General features: G+C 49.7%; 15 protein-coding genes. 5 read left to right on the top strand and 10 right to left on the bottom strand.

Annotation, left to right across the window (positions count from 1 at the left end):
- Positions 1 to 93: 93 nt before the first annotated feature.
- The 5 genes from ACTJKB_RS23495 to ACTJKB_RS23475 all read right to left on the bottom strand — a co-directional run bounded on the left by ACTJKB_RS23495 (position 94) and on the right by ACTJKB_RS23475 (position 8,642).
- A complete protein-coding gene (locus ACTJKB_RS23495) occupies positions 94 to 1,398 on the bottom strand; it encodes an ABC transporter substrate-binding protein (protein ID WP_440836779.1) in 1,305 nt (434 codons plus the stop codon).
- A 79-nt stretch (positions 1,399 to 1,477) separates the two neighbouring features.
- Positions 1,478 to 2,563 carry a response regulator transcription factor gene (locus ACTJKB_RS23490; protein WP_440836778.1) on the bottom strand — a complete coding sequence of 362 codons (1,086 nt, stop codon included), beginning with the start codon at positions 2,561 to 2,563 and terminating at the stop codon, positions 1,478 to 1,480.
- Positions 2,564 to 2,851: 288 nt separating this feature from the next.
- Positions 2,852 to 4,609, bottom strand: coding sequence for a sensor histidine kinase (locus ACTJKB_RS23485; protein ID WP_440836777.1), 1,758 nt, complete (start codon positions 4,607 to 4,609; stop codon positions 2,852 to 2,854).
- 150 nt (positions 4,610 to 4,759) lie between these two features.
- Complete coding sequence (locus ACTJKB_RS23480) at positions 4,760 to 6,115, bottom strand: glycoside hydrolase family 30 protein (protein ID WP_440836776.1); 1,356 nt, start codon at positions 6,113 to 6,115, stop codon at positions 4,760 to 4,762.
- Positions 6,116 to 6,371: 256 nt separating this feature from the next.
- Positions 6,372 to 8,642 carry a glycoside hydrolase family 3 C-terminal domain-containing protein gene (locus ACTJKB_RS23475; protein WP_440836775.1) on the bottom strand — a complete coding sequence of 757 codons (2,271 nt, stop codon included), beginning with the start codon at positions 8,640 to 8,642 and terminating at the stop codon, positions 6,372 to 6,374.
- Between the two features lie 112 nt (positions 8,643 to 8,754).
- Between ACTJKB_RS23475 and ACTJKB_RS23470 the strand changes: the two genes are divergently transcribed.
- From ACTJKB_RS23470 to ACTJKB_RS23455, 4 genes are all read left to right on the top strand, one after another.
- Positions 8,755 to 10,029 (top strand): helix-turn-helix transcriptional regulator, encoded by a 1,275-nt coding sequence (locus tag ACTJKB_RS23470; RefSeq protein WP_440836774.1) that lies wholly within the window; start codon positions 8,755 to 8,757, stop codon positions 10,027 to 10,029.
- A gap of 324 nt (positions 10,030 to 10,353) precedes the next feature.
- On the top strand, positions 10,354 to 10,974 hold the full coding sequence (locus ACTJKB_RS23465) for a hypothetical protein (protein WP_440836773.1): 621 nt from the start codon (positions 10,354 to 10,356) through the stop codon (positions 10,972 to 10,974).
- Entirely contained in the window at positions 10,955 to 11,596 is a 642-nt protein-coding gene (locus ACTJKB_RS23460) for a TetR/AcrR family transcriptional regulator (protein ID WP_440836772.1), read from the top strand. Before ACTJKB_RS23465 ends, ACTJKB_RS23460 begins: the two co-directional genes overlap by 20 nt.
- Positions 11,597 to 11,744: 148 nt before the next feature.
- Entirely contained in the window at positions 11,745 to 12,227 is a 483-nt protein-coding gene (locus tag ACTJKB_RS23455; RefSeq protein ID WP_440836771.1) for a hypothetical protein, read from the top strand.
- A gap of 166 nt (positions 12,228 to 12,393) precedes the next feature.
- Here ACTJKB_RS23455 and ACTJKB_RS23450 read toward each other — a convergent pair whose 3' ends face one another.
- From ACTJKB_RS23450 to ACTJKB_RS23440, 3 genes are all read right to left on the bottom strand, one after another.
- Positions 12,394 to 12,756, bottom strand: coding sequence for a collagen-like protein (locus ACTJKB_RS23450; RefSeq protein ID WP_440836770.1), 363 nt, complete (start codon positions 12,754 to 12,756; stop codon positions 12,394 to 12,396).
- Between the two features lie 121 nt (positions 12,757 to 12,877).
- Positions 12,878 to 13,846, bottom strand: a complete 969-nt coding sequence (locus tag ACTJKB_RS23445; protein ID WP_440836769.1) for a helix-turn-helix transcriptional regulator — start codon at positions 13,844 to 13,846, stop codon at positions 12,878 to 12,880.
- 145 nt (positions 13,847 to 13,991) lie between these two features.
- Complete coding sequence (locus ACTJKB_RS23440) at positions 13,992 to 14,894, bottom strand: LysR family transcriptional regulator (protein WP_440836768.1); 903 nt, start codon at positions 14,892 to 14,894, stop codon at positions 13,992 to 13,994.
- Positions 14,895 to 15,033: 139 nt separating this feature from the next.
- On the opposite strand from ACTJKB_RS23440, the gene pyk reads away from it, so the two are divergent.
- Complete coding sequence (pyk, locus tag ACTJKB_RS23435; protein WP_440836767.1) at positions 15,034 to 16,464, top strand: pyruvate kinase; 1,431 nt, start codon at positions 15,034 to 15,036, stop codon at positions 16,462 to 16,464.
- A 65-nt stretch (positions 16,465 to 16,529) separates the two neighbouring features.
- On the opposite strand, the gene ACTJKB_RS23430 is transcribed toward pyk, so the two are convergent.
- Both ACTJKB_RS23430 and ACTJKB_RS23425 read right to left on the bottom strand, forming a co-directional pair.
- Entirely contained in the window at positions 16,530 to 17,225 is a 696-nt protein-coding gene (locus ACTJKB_RS23430) for an ABC transporter ATP-binding protein (RefSeq protein WP_440836766.1), read from the bottom strand.
- Positions 17,225 to 18,346, bottom strand: coding sequence for an ABC transporter permease (locus ACTJKB_RS23425; protein WP_440836765.1), 1,122 nt, complete (start codon positions 18,344 to 18,346; stop codon positions 17,225 to 17,227). The genes ACTJKB_RS23430 and ACTJKB_RS23425 overlap by 1 nt, the downstream gene beginning before the upstream one ends.
- Positions 18,347 to 18,425: the final 79 nt, after the last annotated feature.

The raw sequence follows: 18,425 nt of genomic DNA, 5'->3' as shown, positions 1-18,425 counted from the left end.
TAACCGCCCCTCTCCCTCTATGTGGGCAGCAGCAAACAGGGATGGAGAAAAATGGGTTCTCCCGCTCTTCCATCCCTGAATATCCGCCGCAGCTTATTTATTGACTTTGTTGAAGGATTTCCATGCTTTATCAAGTGCCTTCAGGACATCATCCTGCGACATTTGTCCGGCGTAGTACGCCTGCAGCCCTTTGCCTACCTCATCTTTGACCGATTGCGGAATAGCCGGGTCTTGAACAGACTTGCCTGCTTTGACATAGGTAGTAGCTTCAGTGATCCAAGGATAGCTCTCATAGGTGTGAACCGTGGATACCGGATTGAACTTAAGCGATTGGAAGAAGGCGTTGGATGCTTGATCGTCCAGCACATAGTTCAGGAAATCGAGTGCTACATCTTTGTTCTTGCTGGTTGGCGATACGGCCAGTGATGTCGAGGCGCTCAGATTGATTAGAGTCGCATTAGCATCATCGTTGATTGGCAGCGGCGCTACCCCAAAGTCCAGATCCGGATTGGATTTGAGAATCGTTTCCGCATACCATGGACCCATCAGCCACATCGCTCCCTTGCCTGCAGCGAAGGCGGCTGCGCCGTCATCGCCACCAACCTCAGTGGCTTTTTCCGTGCCGTTTGCATTGATCAGATCGAACACATCGAAGATCGCCGATTTCATTTCAGTGAAGGAACCTTCATCCTTGTTCATCTTGTTCACAAATTCAGGATCTTCGGTTTTCATCATCCCGCCTACAGCCAGCGGCAGCACCAGCTGCGGAATCCAGGACTCTTTGTACGAGAGTACAAATGGTGTTATTTTTTGAGCCTTCAGCTTCTCGACGACCGTCTTCATCTCTGTCAGCGTCGTTGGTGGAGTCAGTCCCTGCTCACTGAAGATTTTTTTATTGTACAGATAGCCCCAGGACAAGGTTTCCAAAGGCAATGCTACAACCTTGCCGTCCGTAGTGGTGACCGAAGGCTTCACACTATCCAGCAGCTTGCCGACAAACGGTTGGCTGCTCAGATCCTCCAAATATCCAGCTTTATAATAGGACGGGATTTCGTTGACAGCATGAATGGCGAAAATATCCGGCGCATCATTCGAAGCGAGCCGTGTTTTAAGAATCTGGGAAGCGTTGTCAGCCGTAGGCATTTCCAGCTGTACGGAGACGTCGATGTTTTTGTCCGCTTTTTCTTTCTTCACAAACTCGGCGATATAGTTATCGTATTGCTCCTTGAAGCGCGGCTGGGCGATGAACATCTTTAGGGTGACGCTTTTGGCAACACTGCCGGTGCTTGTTGTATCTCCAGATGCAGTGCCTGAATTACCGCTGTTGTTATTACCGCAGCCTGCAAGAAGTGTAGCGGCGAGGATCGTGCAGAGTAACCCTTTGCTCGTCTTTGTCATGCTGTAAGACCTCCCAATGTCTGTGTTTTGTTTACGCTTTCATTGTATCCTGTTTATGAAAGCGTTTAATTGGACGGAATTACCCTTCTGGATTGGACATTTTTAAACCGGCCTTCTGTTTGCGCATTTCTCCCGGTGCCACGCCAAAATGCTTCTTAAACACCCTGTAGAAATACCCCACATCCTCATATCCCGCCAGCTCGGCTACGGTCTTGATTGGAATATTCTCATCGGCCAGCCACTCCCTGGCTTTGTCCATCCGCAGCCCGAGTATGTAATCCGTGACGTTGCAGCCATATTCCAGCTTGAACACCTTGCTCAAATATTCCTTGCTGACAAAAAAAGCTCTCGCCAGCCCCTCCAGCGTTACCGCCTCGGCAAAATGCCCGTCAATATACTGCCTCACCTCTTCGAGGTTCAGCTTGTTTTTGAACTTGCGTTGACCGATCAGCTGCTCGAGACTTGCCTCATAGTGCTCCTTCAGATAAGCTGTGATGCTCCCTGCCGAAGTCAGAGCCGCATGTGGAATCTCCGCTTTCAGAGCATCGTCTGCAAGCCCGTTGCCCCTCATGAGCTCCTTCAAGAGCAGCAGCATTTCACTCCCAGCCTGGCGGAGCGTACCGGGCATATGAGTGCCGCCAAGCTCCAGTTCTTTTCCCATCCCTTCCAGAACGGAACTTACGCCTTCAGCATTCAATTCATTGAAATGCACCCGCATAAGCTGCTTGCAGGAAGCAAGCCATATGGACACATCAATGTCCAGCGCGTATGCACTTTGCCCTTGTGAAGCCGCCTCCAGCTCCTTCCGGCACTTGCCCAGCACAGCGTTCAGCTCCTTCGGATCAATCGGCTTCAGTAAATAATCCACCGCCCCGTACCGGATGGCATTCTGCGCATATTTGAAATCATCATAGCCGCTGACCACAATCATCTTGACCTCAGGAAACCGCTCATTTACAGCATTCATCAACATCACACCATCGGCACCTGGCATGCGCATATCAGTAATGACAATATGCGGCGCCAGCTCTCCGATCAGGCGCAGTGCTTCCCGTCCGTCCTCCGCTTCTCCGGCAATTTCCATGTCAAGCTCCACCCAGGAGCCGAACGTCCGCACGATGTCCCGGTTCCAGCTCTCATCATCCACCAGCAGCACTTTATACATCGTCGGTTCATTCCTTTCGGTTATAAATTGAGCACGGGAAATCAAAATTTCGGGCTCGACCGTGGCTCCAGAGAATGTTTGGACTTCCGGCCGCTGTTATGTTTGGATTTCCTGATTTGAACCGCTTGGCTGCGGTAGAAATCCAAACATAGCCTAGGCTTCCGAAGCGAGCTTTCCTGCGGAAAGCTTTTAGGCGGTCGCTACCGCTCCTACAGTTCCAAACTTCTCTTCCGCCACTTCTTCCCGAATTATTGGGAATTCACAAACTCAATTTTTATAGTTTATTTTTTATAGGGGAATTCTCACGGTCACGGTGGTCCCCTGGCCTTCCCTGCTCTCAACGGAGATACCGTAGCTGTCGCCAAAATGCATCTGAATCCGCGAAGCAACATTGCGCAGCCCAATCCGCTCTCCATGTGTCCATAAATCCCCGCTGCGCCGGGTAAGCCTGCTCTGCAGTTCAGCAAGCCGATCCGGCCCGATTCCTACGCCATTGTCACGGATCATAATGACCGTATCCAGTCCCGCACTGACCACCTTGACCTCCAGCTCCCAAGGACCCTCCTGCCGCTCCAGGCCATGGAAAAAGGCATTTTCCACAATCGGCTGCAGGCTCAGCTTCGGAATGAAGCTCCCCAGTGCCCCTTCATCCACCTCAAGACTATAGCTCAGCCGGGCGGCGAACCGCTGCTGCTGGATCTGCATGTAGTTGTTCAGATGATTCAGCTCCGCCCGCAGCGGGGCCAGATCGTCCGGCTCGCGGATGATATAACGGAACATATCGCTTAGTGATTTGATCACTCCGTAGCTTTCAGCCGGACTGTTCTTGAACAGCATGCTGCCGATCATCTGCAGGGTGTTCTGCAGAAAGTGCGGGTTGATCTGCGCCTGCAGCGCTTTGAGCTCGGCACTTTTTTTCTCCAGGCTGATCATGTACTCTGTGCGGATATGCTCCCGGATGCGGAGCGACATTTGATCCAGCTTCGTCTCCAGCAGGCCGATCTCATCCACACGGGTGGTGTGCCGCATCTCGCGTTCCTTCATCATGCCAAAGCCCTGAATCGAGCGGGCCAGGCTGACAATCGGGGTAGCCAGCCGCCAGGCCAGACTGACTGCGAGCAGAATGGCCACCACAACAGACACGGCACCAATGATCAGACCAAAGTTCATGGTCGCCAGCGCGCTCTGGTTAATGAAGCTGTTAGGGATCACAGTGACCAGCTTAAGACCCACCGGGTCGATGGTGTTGTAGAACACATACTCATCGTCGCCGCGAAAATACCCCTGGCTCTCACCCGTTCGAGCGATCCGGTCCAGGGTTGCTGCTGCCGGAGCGTTGCCCCAGGGCTGGTAGAGTACCTTGCCGTCCACTCCGGCAATAAAAACCGTATGGTCGTTACCGCGCCCCAGCAGATTCAGCGTCTGATCAAGCACTCCCCAGCGGATCTGCAGAGAAATCCCGCCCAGCTTCTCTTGATTCTCAAAGCGGTTAATGCTGCGGATCAGCTGAAACTTGGCCCCGTCTGTGCTGTCCGTGGTGATCATGAAATCCTTGTCCTGATCAAACAGCAGCTTATATGGTGCCGGAATGGCAGCAGGGGATTCAATGTCACTCTGTGAGGCATTGATCGTGTACAGCTTGTTGTATTCCTTCAAATATAGCTCTACGCCGACCACGTGATTCCCTGCGGAGTAGAACAGATTGGTCAAAGTATCGGTAATATTCCGCTGCGCTGTGAACTGGCTGGAGAGGCTCGCTTCCTCGGCATTCGCCAGATAATCGCTCAAATGCGGACTGATCAGCACCGTATAGATCAGATTATTCAGCTGGGCGAACTGATCGCCGAGATAGACTCCGGTCCATTTCATATTGGAGAGATTCGTACTGATCACTTCAGCTTCCATCGAGCGGCGGCTGTTCTCTGCAGCCAGAGCCGTGATGGCGACGATGGGCACCACGGCCAGCAGAATCATCGTCAGAATAAGCTTGTTGCGGATACTCCGCCGGAATGGCTCCGATAACTTCATCATCCATTTGGCAAACATAACGTCCTCCAGCCTCCTTGCCTTACTTGCTGTAGTTTATCCCAAGAATGGAATTCTACCAAGATGGAAACGGCTCGCCGTCCTTGTAGCAAAAAACTAACGCCCCGCATGTTCCGGACGTTAGTTCCTTAGAATATAGCTATGATCTAATCAACCCATCACAAGGGTATGAAAAGATTCCGCCTCCAGCTTGAAGGAAATCAGCGATGACCCACTTTGCAGATGCAGCATCCGCGCCTCCATATAGGGGTTGGCAATAACCAGCGTCAGTTTGCCCTCGGGCGTGCGGAATGCGACGGCATGTCCGCTCCACGGCCCCTTCAGCCCAGCCCTTACCGAACCCGGCGCGGCAAAGCGGGAGAAATGCTTCATCACATAGTACTCCGGATTGTGGATGGTCTGCCTTGAGGCAGGATCAATGGTCAGCATGGAGTTCTGCTCCCAGCCCCAGGTGCTGCGCCCTTTCGGAGCAAGCGCCATATTCCAATAGATATAGGCGTTTACGCCGTTCATAAAATAGTGCTGGTACAGGCCAAATATATATTTGGCGTAAAACCAGGTGTTCTCGCCATCGCCGCATTCATTTTCCGTCTGCATATAGCGAAGCTCCGGGTAGCTCTGCACCGTACGCTGAATCGCATGCTTGCCTGCCCATTGATAACCAACACCCTTGACGTATTTATAAGCTTCCGGATCACCAAGCACCACACCTGCAAAAGCATCAAAATCACTGGATTTCTTCTTCAGCCATTCATCCCACGGCTCCGGGGCATTGATCGTGCCGAGCCATATTTCCGTATCTAGCCCATGCTCCTCGAAAGCCGGTCCGAGATAATCGCGGATAAAAATTTTGAGCTGCTCGCCGGTCCATACACAGGACGGGAACTTCTGGTCGGCAACCACTTCATTCTGCACATGCACCTGATGTATGGTAATCCCCTCTTGTCTGTAGGCTTCCACAAACTTCACGAAGTAGAGGGCGTAAGCGGCAAGGATCTCCGGCTCCCAGCGGAGCGTGCCGTAATTGTAGGCTTTAGGAAATTTCATCCAGGTCGGCGGACTCCAGGGGGAAGCGAATAACTTCAGCTCCGGGTTCAGCGCGAGGGCTTCCTTGATATAGGGAATCAGCAGTTGTCTGTCACGTTCAATCGAGAAATGCTCCATGGCGTAATCGCCATCCGTTTCATTCAAGCTGTACCAATCCAGCGCATAATCGCTGGCTCCGATAGGCAGCCTGCAGATACTGAAGCGCTGCTCTCCCTCAGGATGGAACAAGTTACGCATCACTCTGGCTCTCTCGTCATCCGGCAGATGGCACAGTACAGCATAACCGAGTTCATTGAAGCAGCCGCCGAAGCCTTCCAGCGTTTGATAGGTGTCATCGGTAACGGTTAGATTTGCCGGTGCAGCCTCCTCCGTTCCAGAGACTTCAGCCTCGGCTGCCCCGCGTTCGGTCCAGGGCGCATTTTCTGTGCTGGAGAACCATTTTAGCTGTATATTCGTCATCGTCTATACCCCATTTGAACATATGAATTCAGACATTTATGATTGCGCTTTCATTATAACTTGTCTTCGCTACGGAAGAAATGGACAATCTGGTGATCCGGGATTGGACTATTTTAAATCCGTTTATTGTGAAACGGCCGCAATCTGAAGTTTCTGTCCACAACTAACTCAAAAGGCAGCAAAACCCCGGTAAAGGGCTGCTGCCTTTTTCAATCCACACGAAAAACCTGAAAGGGATAACAAGCTTCTGCGGCTGTTATTTCGCTGCCACTAGAGCATTCAGCTCACTTAGATCCTGAGCCAGATCCGCTTCGGTATATTTCCCCTGACCGAAGCCGATCATGGCCCTCAGCGGCATATATTTCATCATCGCCAGGAACATTTCCGGATTATCCTCCATCGCACTTTCGAGCCCGAAAATACTGCTGAATTTCTTCGCGGTCTCTGCTGTAAGCGGATTGTCCAGGAGATCACCGACTGTAGTATTCCGGTGGAAGCTTACTGCGATTTCAGTCGTGGAAGCCACTTCAAGCGTAGCGTTTAGGCGGATATCGCGGGAAGAGGCTCCGACCCCAATCCGGAAGGTTCCGCTCTCCACATGCCAATCACTAAGCCCTACATTGTAATAGGCAAAGGCGCGTTTATTCAGTGTAAAAGAAACCTCGCGCGCTTCCCCGGGCTGTAGCGCCACCTTCTGGAAGCCCTTCAGCTCCTGCAGCGGCCGGATGAAGTTGCTCTCTATGTCACTTACATAGAGCTGCACAATCTCCTGTCCGGCCCGGCTGCCGGTATTCTTTATGGTTACGCTGACCTGCACGGTTTCCGTATCGCTAATGCCGGTTTTATCCAGCACCAGATCACTGTATTCGAATTCGGTGTAGCTCAGGCCGAAACCAAACGGGAACAGCGGCTCCAGCTCTTTTTTATCATAATAGCGGTAGCCGACGAACAAGCCTTCCTTATACTCCACCTTGTCCCCTTCACCGGGAAAATTCAGGAATGACGGGTTATCGCTCAGCTTCACCGGGAATGTCTCCGCCAGCTTACCGCTTGGACTTACAGCGCCGAAGAGCAGATCAGCAACCGCACCCCCAAAGGCCTGTCCGCCCAGGTAGCCTTCCAGAACCGCCTTTGTCTTGCCTAGCCACGGCATTTCTACCGGAGATCCGTTACTAAGAACGACAATCAAATTCTTCTGCACCTCAGCCACCGCTTCAATCAGCGCAATATGGCTTGCGGGCAGTGACAGATGGCTGCGGTCATAGCCCTCCGACTCATATCTGTCCGGGAGTCCAAGGAACAACACAGCGACTTCCGACTGAAGTGCCGCCTCACACGCCTCACGCAAAAGCTCCTCATTAATCTCATCACTGCCCAGCTCATAGCCCTGTGCGTACAGGAAGCTTGTGGAGGCTCCCGCTACCGCCTGCAGTTCCGCAAAAGCATCATCCAGCTTCGTCGGATTCACATGCGAGCTTCCGCCGCCCTGATAACGCGGCTTCTTGGCGAATTCACCAATGATGGCAATCTTGCCTTCTTGGGCAAGCGGGAGCAGGCTGTCTTCATTCTTCAGCAGCACCATGCTCTCCCTGGCCACTTCACGGGCAAGCTGGTGGTGCTCCTCCGGATTGAACGAAGCGTTTTCAATACGGCACTCTGTCCGTCTGAAAATAAAGCTCAGCAGCCGCTCCACCGCAAGGTCCAGCGTCTCCATGGACAGCTCTCCGCTGTTCACGGCGGCAACGATCTTGGCGTCGCCGATTCCGCCGCTTGAAGGCATTTCCAGCTCAAGTCCCGCCTGCAGCGCCTTCACCCGTTCGTTCACCGCTCCCCAGTCGGACACTACGAAGCCTTCGAAGCCCCATTCGTCCCGCAGAATCCGGGTCAGCAGCGTTTCGCTCTCCGAAGCGTATTCACCATTCACCCGGTTGTAGGAGCACATGACGCTCCAGGGCTGGCTTTGCTTCACGGCCCCTTCGAAGCTCGCCAGATAAATCTCCCGCAGCGTCCGCTCATCAATGACAGCATCGGTAGACATTCGGCGGTGCTCCTGGTTATTGGCGGCAAAATGCTTCAGCGATGTACCCACACCCTGGCTCTGCACACCCTGAATATGATTGGCAGCCATCTCCGATGATAAGTAGGGGTCTTCCGAGAAATACTCGAAATTCCGTCCATTCAGCGGTGAACGCTTGATATTTGCTCCCGGTCCCAGCAGAACGGCCACATCCTCAGCCTGGCATTCTCTGCCCAGTGCTTCACCCACCCGGCGGATCAGCTCACGGTTCCAGGAAGAAGCGAGTCCAGCCGCTGAAGGAAAACAGGTAGCAGGCACACTGTTATGAAGACCCAGATGGTCGGCGCTTTCTGCCTGCTTACGTAGTCCATGCGGTCCATCGGTCACCATTACAGAAGGGATACCCAGCCGCTCAATGCCTTTGGTATGCCAGAAATCCAGCCCCGAGCAGAGTCCAGCCTTCTCTTCAAGCGTCATTTGCGAAATGAGGTGCTTTATGTCAGTAGTCATCATATACCTCCTTGAAAGTGCTTTCTTGTCTCCATTCTAATATACTTCCCGGCAGATTTATGGCAAAATCATTGTATTATTGGTATTTTCATTAGGTGTGAGGTGAGAGAATATGCTTGATCATCTAGAGGACGGTGAACGTATTCCTTATATCTGCAGGTTGCTGTACGAGGCTTACCGGATACCGGTCATTTGGCTGAATACAGAGGGCGAAACGGAGCAGGCACTACCCCAGTTTTACCAAGCCCGGCCTCCCGCTCAAGACAGCCAGGGGCTGCTGGCAGAAGTTCGGGAGCATGTGCTAGATGCAGCGAACAGCGGGAGTGATGCAAGGAATGCTGCTTTGCCGCAAATCTGCACAACGGCATACCTGGAGAATTTCGTTGTACTCCCATTATCTGGTGAACTTAAGCTGGCTGGAACCCTCGTGATCGGCCCTTCACTGTATACGTCCATGAACGAAGAAACCGCGGCAAGCCTCCTGCGAGACCATAATATTTCGTCGGGACAGCTGGAGGTCTGGTTGCAATATTACGACTTGCTTCCCGTACTGGACCGGATGCGGTTGTATCATGCGGCCATCCTGCTGTATACACTGGTAACCGGCCAAGCCCTAACCATCAACGAACTGCTGCTGGATTCACTGAAGCTCCAACCTGCGCAGCTAGAGGGCGGGGCACCTGATCTGGATCTGTCCTACCGCCGGGAGAATACCTGGCTGCACCATGACCCTAGCCAAGAGCGTGAGCTGTTCAGACACATCCGGAATGGAGACAAGGAAGGGCTGCTGCAGACGCATGCGGGTTTTAACGAGGATCAGTATGGATTGCTCTCCAAGAAAAGCCAGCTGCGCAGCAAAAAGAATCTCGCCATCACCTCTATTACCCTGGCGACACGCGCGGCCATGGACGGAGGACTGTTCTGGGAGATTGCCTACACGCTGAGCGATTTTCATATTCAACACATTGAAGAACTGAAGGATATTCCGGCGGTGGACCGGGCCTTGCTAGCCGCCCTGTGCGACTTCGCCGATCATGTGAAAGACAACCACAGGTCCAAGCTGTCCCGCACCTCTGCGCTGTGCCAGAATTATATTTTCAACCATTTATACGAGGAACTCAGCTTGAGCAAGCTTGCCGGGGTGACCGGGCTGAATGCCAGCTACCTGTCCCAGCTGTTCAAGAAGGAAACAGGCCTGGCCGTCAGTGATTACATTCAGCAGGAACGGATCGGGGAAGCCAAACGTCTGATGGAGCTGCCGGGCATCACCCTCTCGGATATCGCAACCCGGCTTCATTTCAACGACCAGAGCTATTTCACCAAAGTGTTCAAGAAATATACCGGGATGACACCCAAGCAGTTCCGCCATGACCGGGGGATAACCTGAGATTTGTAGTGATCAAAAAAATCCATTGCAGAAAGTAAAGTCAAAGCTGGGAGTCTGCTGGAGTTTCGTTACGTTTTCCGCATATCCCCGAGATATGTATCCACCAATTGGCTTATATCTCAGCTAACGTCTCCCGTATTTACTAATCTTATTAAGAAGCTTCGAAAGTCCCAAAATACAAAGCAAAGTTATTCCTGCAACGATGGGCATTGATGAAGCAAATAACAAAAAACACTGTTGACTTAGAGTCGAAACCCCCATATATTATAATTGACTTCAGTTAATTTATTTACTACGGTAAATTTAATTTCGGGGAGGTCTTTCATGATACACAAGCTGGCTAAAAGTCTTGAAACTGTAACGATTAAGCTGTGGCTGCTGTTTCTATTTATGTCTCAATCTATTTTTATCATCATGCAGAGTTATTCTATTCCACGCATAAGCCATGAGGCTGGTGGTCTCTTGATCTTTGATATGAATCCTTTGGGGTATACTTATGAATATGCGCATAAGTTTCTATCTCAGTTATCGGAAAAAGGCTACAAACTGTATCTTCATGTGCAGTTACCCCTCGATATTTTGTTTCCTGTCCTAAATTGCCTAACCGGATTATCTACTTTCATTTTGCTGTTACGTCTACATCGTAAGGTGAAGCCTACCTCAGCATTACCTGTATATTCTTCTTTTTCAAAAGCCGCATTATCTCTTCCCTTGGCCGCTATGTTATTTGATTACCTGGAAAACCTCGTGATATTCATGATGCTTTCGTACAAAGCGGCAGTTCCAGTAAACCTCGTATATACTGCAAGTACCTTTACAATCATCAAAAGCATGTCAACTTCAATATTTTATATTGTGATTCTCGCGATCTTACTAGTAAACGGTGTAGCCTGGATTAGAAGCAGAACCAGGAAGGAGCAAATAGATGGAGAATTTCGGGATTAGGGAAAAAAAAGCAGCTCTTTTGAGGGTATCTATCCTGGAAGAGATGCTTCGTCTGCTGCAAACGAAAAGTATTAATGATTTAACCCTTGAAGAACTGTGTTCTAACATAAATACGACTAAAGTAACTTTTTTTAAAAACTTTAGCTACAAGGAACAGGTTTTAGATTACTTTATATGTAAGTGGCTTTATGATAGAAGTTTTGATATCCACCGCAAAAGGTATCAGGGTGAAACAGGACTGTATAAAGTATTTCAATCGATTTGTGATGACACGGTTCCCGGCAAAAAAATCATGATATCGCTCATTCAATATTATAGTAAGCTTTCAGAAAAACCACCCGCTATCGAACCTTCACCTTACGAGTATTATCTGTTTAATAAGGAGGCCTTTGACCAAAAGGTAGCGCCGCTGAGCCTGCAGCAGGTTTTTATGTACCATCTTTCGGAGATTAAAACGATTCATCCTTCTCAATATAATGAATTTGTATGTCAATTGTTCGCTTTAATGTATGGTGTGCCCATTCAAACCCATATTATGGAGCTTGATGATATGTACCCTTTCTATGAGGCAGGTATCAAGAGGATTGTAGGAGAGCAGTGTCCACCTGTAACGCCACTTTAGATAACAATACAATCACTTGATCTTCAACAGTCAAATATAGCGACGAAACAATGTTGTTTTATTATTTTTCGTGTGTTAATATTTTTCAATTAATAGAAAATAATAGAAGATGATAGACGAATTTAGAAAAGGCCTCTGGAGGATGGAAATGAGAGTCATAAATGTTTTGGTGGTTATTGTTGTTATCGTTTCCATTTTATTTCCGGCATATCTATTGAACGAAGCAAAAAACTATTTCTCGCACAAAAAACAATATGAGAGAAATTGGCAATTAAAATTACCTTCCGAATTCAAGGAACTTGATCAATATACAAATCAAGGTGGATTTCACGGGGAAGGGTTACGCTATACTATTTTTAAATCTAAAGAAAAACACCTTTCCTCAATATTAGAGTCAACAAGCGGAAAAAAGACTATTAATAAATATTCCGGGGATACTCTTCATGATAATGAAAGAGAGATAAAAAAATATGTTGAGAATATATTGCAGCGCTTAGATGTTCCTAAAGATAAAATGCCAAATTTTTATCAAGTTTACTTGTGGCAAGAGTTCAATTATGAATCTGATAGATTAGTTGTGATATATTTTCCCAATAGGAAACTTTGTTATTTTGTGGAAGAATTAAGATGAAGTACATCATGAAAATACGCTGAAACCTCATCTTTTGGAAATTAAAGGTAAGGCGTAGCTTGGCCCCTCCCTTGGTTGGACTTTCACCAACCAGATAATGCGTGCCTCTGGGCACGCTGCACAACAAAGAGAACAGTCCGCAGGCTGTTCTCTTTCGCTGTCTGTCTTAGAAGCACGTGAACGAGCTAATCCGCTTCAAATCGATGCCGAAGTATCCCCAGAAGAAACCGAACCATCTGAACCCTGCAATAGAATTTCGCCCGACGAATACCGGGTAGAACCAGAATTGCTCGCCGTTGTTCAGCCAAATGTATGTGTTGCGGAACAGGCAGCGTCTGATCCCGCCGGGATCGACGGCAAATGTGGTGGCCGACATTTGCGGCACAAATTGCGGTGGAGGAGCCGTTGGCGCTTGAACGCCTCCCGGTGCACCTCCTGGAAATCCCGGAGTCCCGGGAAATCCACCTCCCGGCACACCAGGTCCGCCCGGAAACCCTCCCCCGGTTCCCGGTGTTGGAAAAAATCCCATATGTGATCGCTCCTTTCAATGAGTATGCATAATCATCATATGCATTCGCGGAAAGGGCGCTTGGGCGAATGCCCATAATGCAGTAAAGCACCTATCGCATGGGGAAGTTGGTTTTTATTGATTATGACTTCCGTACGGGTCGGATATACTTCAAAAACCGCTCCGGATCGTGATACACGTAAATGATTCTCCCAGGGGAAGTATCAAAGCAGTAACCAGTGTCTGCAAAATCAAAAGTTGCCATTGCCTTTTCCATCTTTTCCTCTACAATACGATTTTCCTGCTCATAATTGAATGGCCCATGTTCAAAAACAATATACTCGGCTTCGGGAATATCAGTCAAAAGCATTTGAGGTGGTACTTCACCTTTATAATCCAAAGGAAGACGTACACCAAAACACTCTATACGTGGAATACCCCAATCGCAGAGTCTGCCAGCCGGGTCATTAATGTAAGCCATAATCTGACCGCTGCCGCCGTTAGATTCACTGCCACCATCGTCATCCAATTTGCCCTTGATACTATCGAGTAAGCCGCAAATGGTTTCGCAGTCCTGTCCCGGAATAAGACTTTGCTTTTGCCAAAAATCCCAATACCCGTTACTCTCATAGTTTTTAATGTGCAAAAATTGGTGTGCGGGAATGGTTACAAAATAAATATTAACCTCATCTGCAGATTTGATCATACCAATCTCTCCATATCCGAAAAAGTAGCGGTCGAAAGAGTTTATTTTTGTACGAAGGGCGACAGGCATAGGCTTTTTTCGGTATTCACTTGGAGTTACACCATATGTTCCCTTGAAAGCCCTGGTAAATGCTTCATGTGATGAAAAACCATAATCAAATGCAATATCCAAAATGCTTCTTTCACTATCCCGAACCTCTTTTAGTGCAAAGGCTAATTTTCTATGCCGCAGATAATCCCTAAATTGCATCCCCGATATTTCCTTGAATTTTCTCGTAGTATGAAATTCGGAATAACCTAACTTGCGAGAAAGAAATCGTAGCGTTATGGCTTCACTGTTACGATTCTTAATACACTCGTCAATTTCATTAACGATGATTTGGATTTGCTTGTGCCACTCGTACATTCGACTGTTCACCTCGCTTCAACCACTCTATAGTCATTGTAGAGTAATAGAAATTGCATTACTTGATTCTACTTGCGGAAAATAGACAATCGAATAAGCTTTTGAAGAAACGTGTTAGTTCGTTCAAAAATACACGTCGGAACAGTTAATTTCCTGCCCGACCTTTCGACTGCTCCCGGACCAGTGAGAGGAATGCTTCCGCTGCCGGCGACAACGTCTCCTGCTTCCGGGTACAGACGGCAATCGGATTCAGCAGTGAAGCGCCGTTGACCCTCACACGGTCTACTTCTCCGCGCTCGACATTGTCCCTTACAGCCAGGGAGGAGATAAAGATGGCTCCGTAGCCCGCCATGACGGCCCGAACCATCTCGTTCACCCCGTTAAATTGCAGACCGACCTTAGGAGGATTTACGTTCAAAGCCCGGCACAAGGAGAAAAGACGCTCCCGGGTAGAGCTTCCCTCTTCACGCAGAATGAAAGGAACCTTCATCATTTCCGCTAATGTAATTTCCTTCCCGGCGTATGGATGGTTTTTAGGTACGATAAACCAGAGCTCATCTTCCAGAAGCTCCTCCCATTCGATGCCCGGTTGCTCCTCCCAGCCGCCTCCGTAGACGGCTACCTCCGCATCGTATTGCAGTAGTCCCTCCACCGCTTCCCGGGAGTTGGCCGTGGTCAGGACCACCTCCACGGAAGGATGCTCCTGCTTGAAGAGAGCCAGCCATTCCGGCAGCAGCAGATTGGCTGGCAGATAGGTGGCGACGATCCGCAGGATACCGCTGAACCCGGCCTTGTATTCCCGGACCACTTCATCCAGCTCACGCTCCAGCGCAAACAGCCGTTTGGCGTGGCTGGCCAGCATCTGACCCGCATCGGTCAATAGAATGCCGCGCCCCTTGGAGACCAACAATTGGATACCCAGCTCCTTCTCCAGGTTGCGTACTTGTGCAGTAACCGCAGGCTGGCTGATCCGTAGTTCCTCCGCGGCGCGGGTGACTCCGCCTTTTTCAGCGATGGTGTGGAATATTTTAAGGGCGTGAAGATTCATAAGATAACCTGCCTTCTACATCAAAATTGATGAATAACGAAAATATATATATTTTTCTGATAAATCATTATGCTTTATTGTATGAGTTAGAGAAAGTTTTCACAAGAGTTCAACGTTAAATATAAAGGAGAGAAAAGTCATGCGCAAAACTAAAATCGTCTGCACCATCGGTCCCTCCAGCGAAAGCCCCGAAATGCTCCGGAAGCTGATCCAAGCCGGTATGAACGTTGCCCGCCTGAACTTCGCCCACGGAGAGCTGGACGAGCACGCGGAGCGTATCCGCCGCATCCGGGAAGCAGCCAAAGAGCTGAACCAATACGTTGCCGTCCTGCTCGACATCAAAGGTCCGGAAATCCGCATCGGAAAAATGGCCTCGGACTACGCCGAGCTGGTACCGGGTGAAACCGTGGTTCTGACCACCGAGGAAGTGCTTGGCACCAAGGACCGCATTCAAGTCACCTACAAGCAGCTGCCCCAAGATGTGAAGCCCGGCAGCATCATCCTGATCGATGACGGTCTGGTCCGTCTGGAGGTGGTACATGCCGAAGGCACCGAGATCACCTGCCTCATCAAGAACGGCGGCAAGCTGAAGCAGCGCAAGGGCGTTAACGTTCCCGGCGTCCAAACCAGCCTTCCCGGTGTAACCGAGAAAGACGTCCGGCACATCAAGTTCGGCATTGAGCAGAACATCGACATCATCGCCCAATCCTTCGTCCGCAAAGCCGAAGACATTCTCGAAATCAAACATATCCTCAGCGAGCACAAGGCCGGACATATCCAAGTCATCGCCAAGATCGAAAATGACGAGGGCGTGGAGAACCTTGACGCCATCCTGAGCGTAGCTGACGGCCTGATGGTAGCCCGCGGCGACCTGGGTGTAGACCTGCCGGTGGAGGATGTGCCGCTGGTTCAGAAAGAGATGATCAAGAAGTGTAACCTGGCCGGTAAACCCGTCATCACCGCCACCCACATGCTGGAGTCCATGCAGATGAACCCGCGTCCGACCCGTGCGGAAGCGGGCGACGTCGCCAACGCCATCTTCGACGGCACTGACTCCGTTATGCTGTCCGGCGAATCTGCTGCAGGCAAGTACCCGCTGGAGTCTGTCGAGACCATGGCCCGCATCGCCGCCCGCGCCGAGTCCGCCATGGGACGCTACGGCCGCTGCAGCTGTGAGGGCGAAGGGGCTTCCACCGACGTAACCGGCGCCATCGGCGAAGCCGTTGCCCATACGGCCCTCGTGCTCTCTGCCAAGGCCATTCTCGCCTTGACCGAAAGCGGCTTTACCGCCCGCACAATCGCCAAGCACAAGCCGGCTGCACCGGTCATCGCTGTATCCACCAAGGAGAGCGTACTGTATGCCCTGTCCTTAACTTGGGGTGTAACGCCGCTGCTCCGCAACGAGTCCTCTTCCAGCACTGATGCAGCGGTAGCAGCCGCCGTTGAACTGGCCAAGTCGGCCGGCTACGTGCAAGATGGCGACCTGGTGGTAATCACCGCCGGCGTCCCTGCTGGCCGCACCGGAACTACCAACCTGCTGCGGGTTCACCAAGTAGGCGAAGCGCTCTAAAAAATAAAACATCCGTAGCAGGAGCCTGTCGCACCTGCTACGGATGTTTTGATTTTCCTGCGTCCCTATACAAACCTTCCTGCTGGCGCTAACGATAATTTACCGTCTTCCATCCGGTATACCTTGTCGCAGTAGGTGAGCATCCGATCATCATGAGTCACCATAATCGCCGCTTTATGGCGTGTTCTCACCTCATGGGCAATCAAGGAGACAACCTCATGGGCGCGTTTGGTATCCAGGCTTGCTGTAGGCTCGTCGGCCAATATGACATGGGGATCGTTAATTAACGCCCGGGCAATGGCGGTACGCTGTTTCTCGCCCCCAGACAGCTCCTCCGGGTAGCTCTTCAGCTTGGCGCCTAGACCTAATTCTTCAAGTAATTTTATGGCAAAAGCTTTATCAGCTGCGGTAACTTTTCCCGACATCCGCTTCACTACAAGCAACTGATCAAGAACATTCAGGTATGGAACCAAATTTGAAGCCTGCATGATGAAGCCAATCTCACGCAACCGGATGTCGGAAAGTTGGTTGCCTGATAGCTTCGATATATCCTGCCCACTTAATATAACTTCTCCTTCAGTGGCTTTAAGCAATGCACCCGCAACGGATAAGAAGGTACTTTTACCCGAACCGGAAGGTCCCACTACCGCAACAAACTCTCCTGTTTGCACATTTATGGATACGTTATCTAGTGCTGGAATATGACTCATTCCTTCATTGTAATATTTTGAAGCCCCTGTAATTTGCAATCCCTTAGTCATTATTCAACCCTCCCAAGCGCTTTAAGCGGATCAATTTTCGAAATCATGCGTACAGACACCAAGGAACTAAGCAAAGAAATCACTAGTAAAATGATGGAATACGTCAATACCAGCTTTGTTTCAAGCATAAACGGCATGCCTTTTGGCATGATTGCCGCTGTCCCATAAGTTAGGATTACGCCAACAATAATGCTAGAGAGCGATAAAACAAATACCTGTGAGACGACGGCTTTGCCTAAGAACCCATTCTTAGCTCCGATAGCCTTCATAATTCCGAACTGGTTCGTCTTCTGCATTGTAAATACATAGAAGAACACACCAAGTACGAATGCCGAGATCGTAAGCAGGAACGCAAGCATCATCATGATCGTGCCATTCTCTTCTTTGTAACCAGGCATTCCCTGCACCGCTGCTGCACGAGTAACCGTTTCGGTCCCCGCCAATTCTTCATTGATGGCCTTAGGGTCAATATCCTTACCTTGAAGCATGATCGCATTGACTGGTTCCGTGACCCCTTTGTCTGAGCCTGGTGCTGCAAATGCAAGTTTTCGCCACTCTGTAATAGGTATGAAAACTGCAGATACATGGTTGTAAGTCTGATTCTGGACAAAACCCGCAATAGTTAATGATTCCGTTGAACCATCCAGCTTGAAGGTGTCCCCAAGACTAAATCCCTCATCTTTCATGGTCTTATTGACGATAACTTTCGTCATATTCTCGGCTGTCAGTCCCACACCTTCAATAATCGCCGGCTCTAAAAAGCTTCCCGGATCAATACCAATAATAGCTATATCTACTTTATCCTCATTGGCTGCACCATTTCCTTTGATTGCCGATGCCATGATGGTACCCATTGGAGAAACAGCACTAACATTCGGCATTTCTGTTAATTTCGCTGTCAACTCATTAGACAATAAAGATTTACTCATTGACGCTTTCGACCCTTGTTCGAAAACCACATAATCGGCCTTCATGGTTTTAAACGTCGAAGCCGCCAGTGTAGATAATCCATTCCCCAAACCCGATAAAACAAATACCAACCAAGAAATAAGCACAAAAATGACTGCAATCATCACAAACCTTGTCTTGTTGTGTTTCAATTCCTTCCATGCCAAGAACATAGTGTATCCCTCTCCTCCTCTTAAATAAATGACACGAGTGTCAAATTAAACATTTGGTATCTCGTTATAATTATCCTAT

The sequence above is a fragment of the Paenibacillus sp. 22594 genome (assembly GCF_052044425.1).
In the GTDB taxonomy this organism is placed as follows: domain Bacteria; phylum Bacillota; class Bacilli; order Paenibacillales; family Paenibacillaceae; genus Paenibacillus_AQ.
The sequence above is the reverse complement of the archived record's forward strand: the minus strand, read 5'-3'. Positions and strand labels throughout refer to the sequence as shown.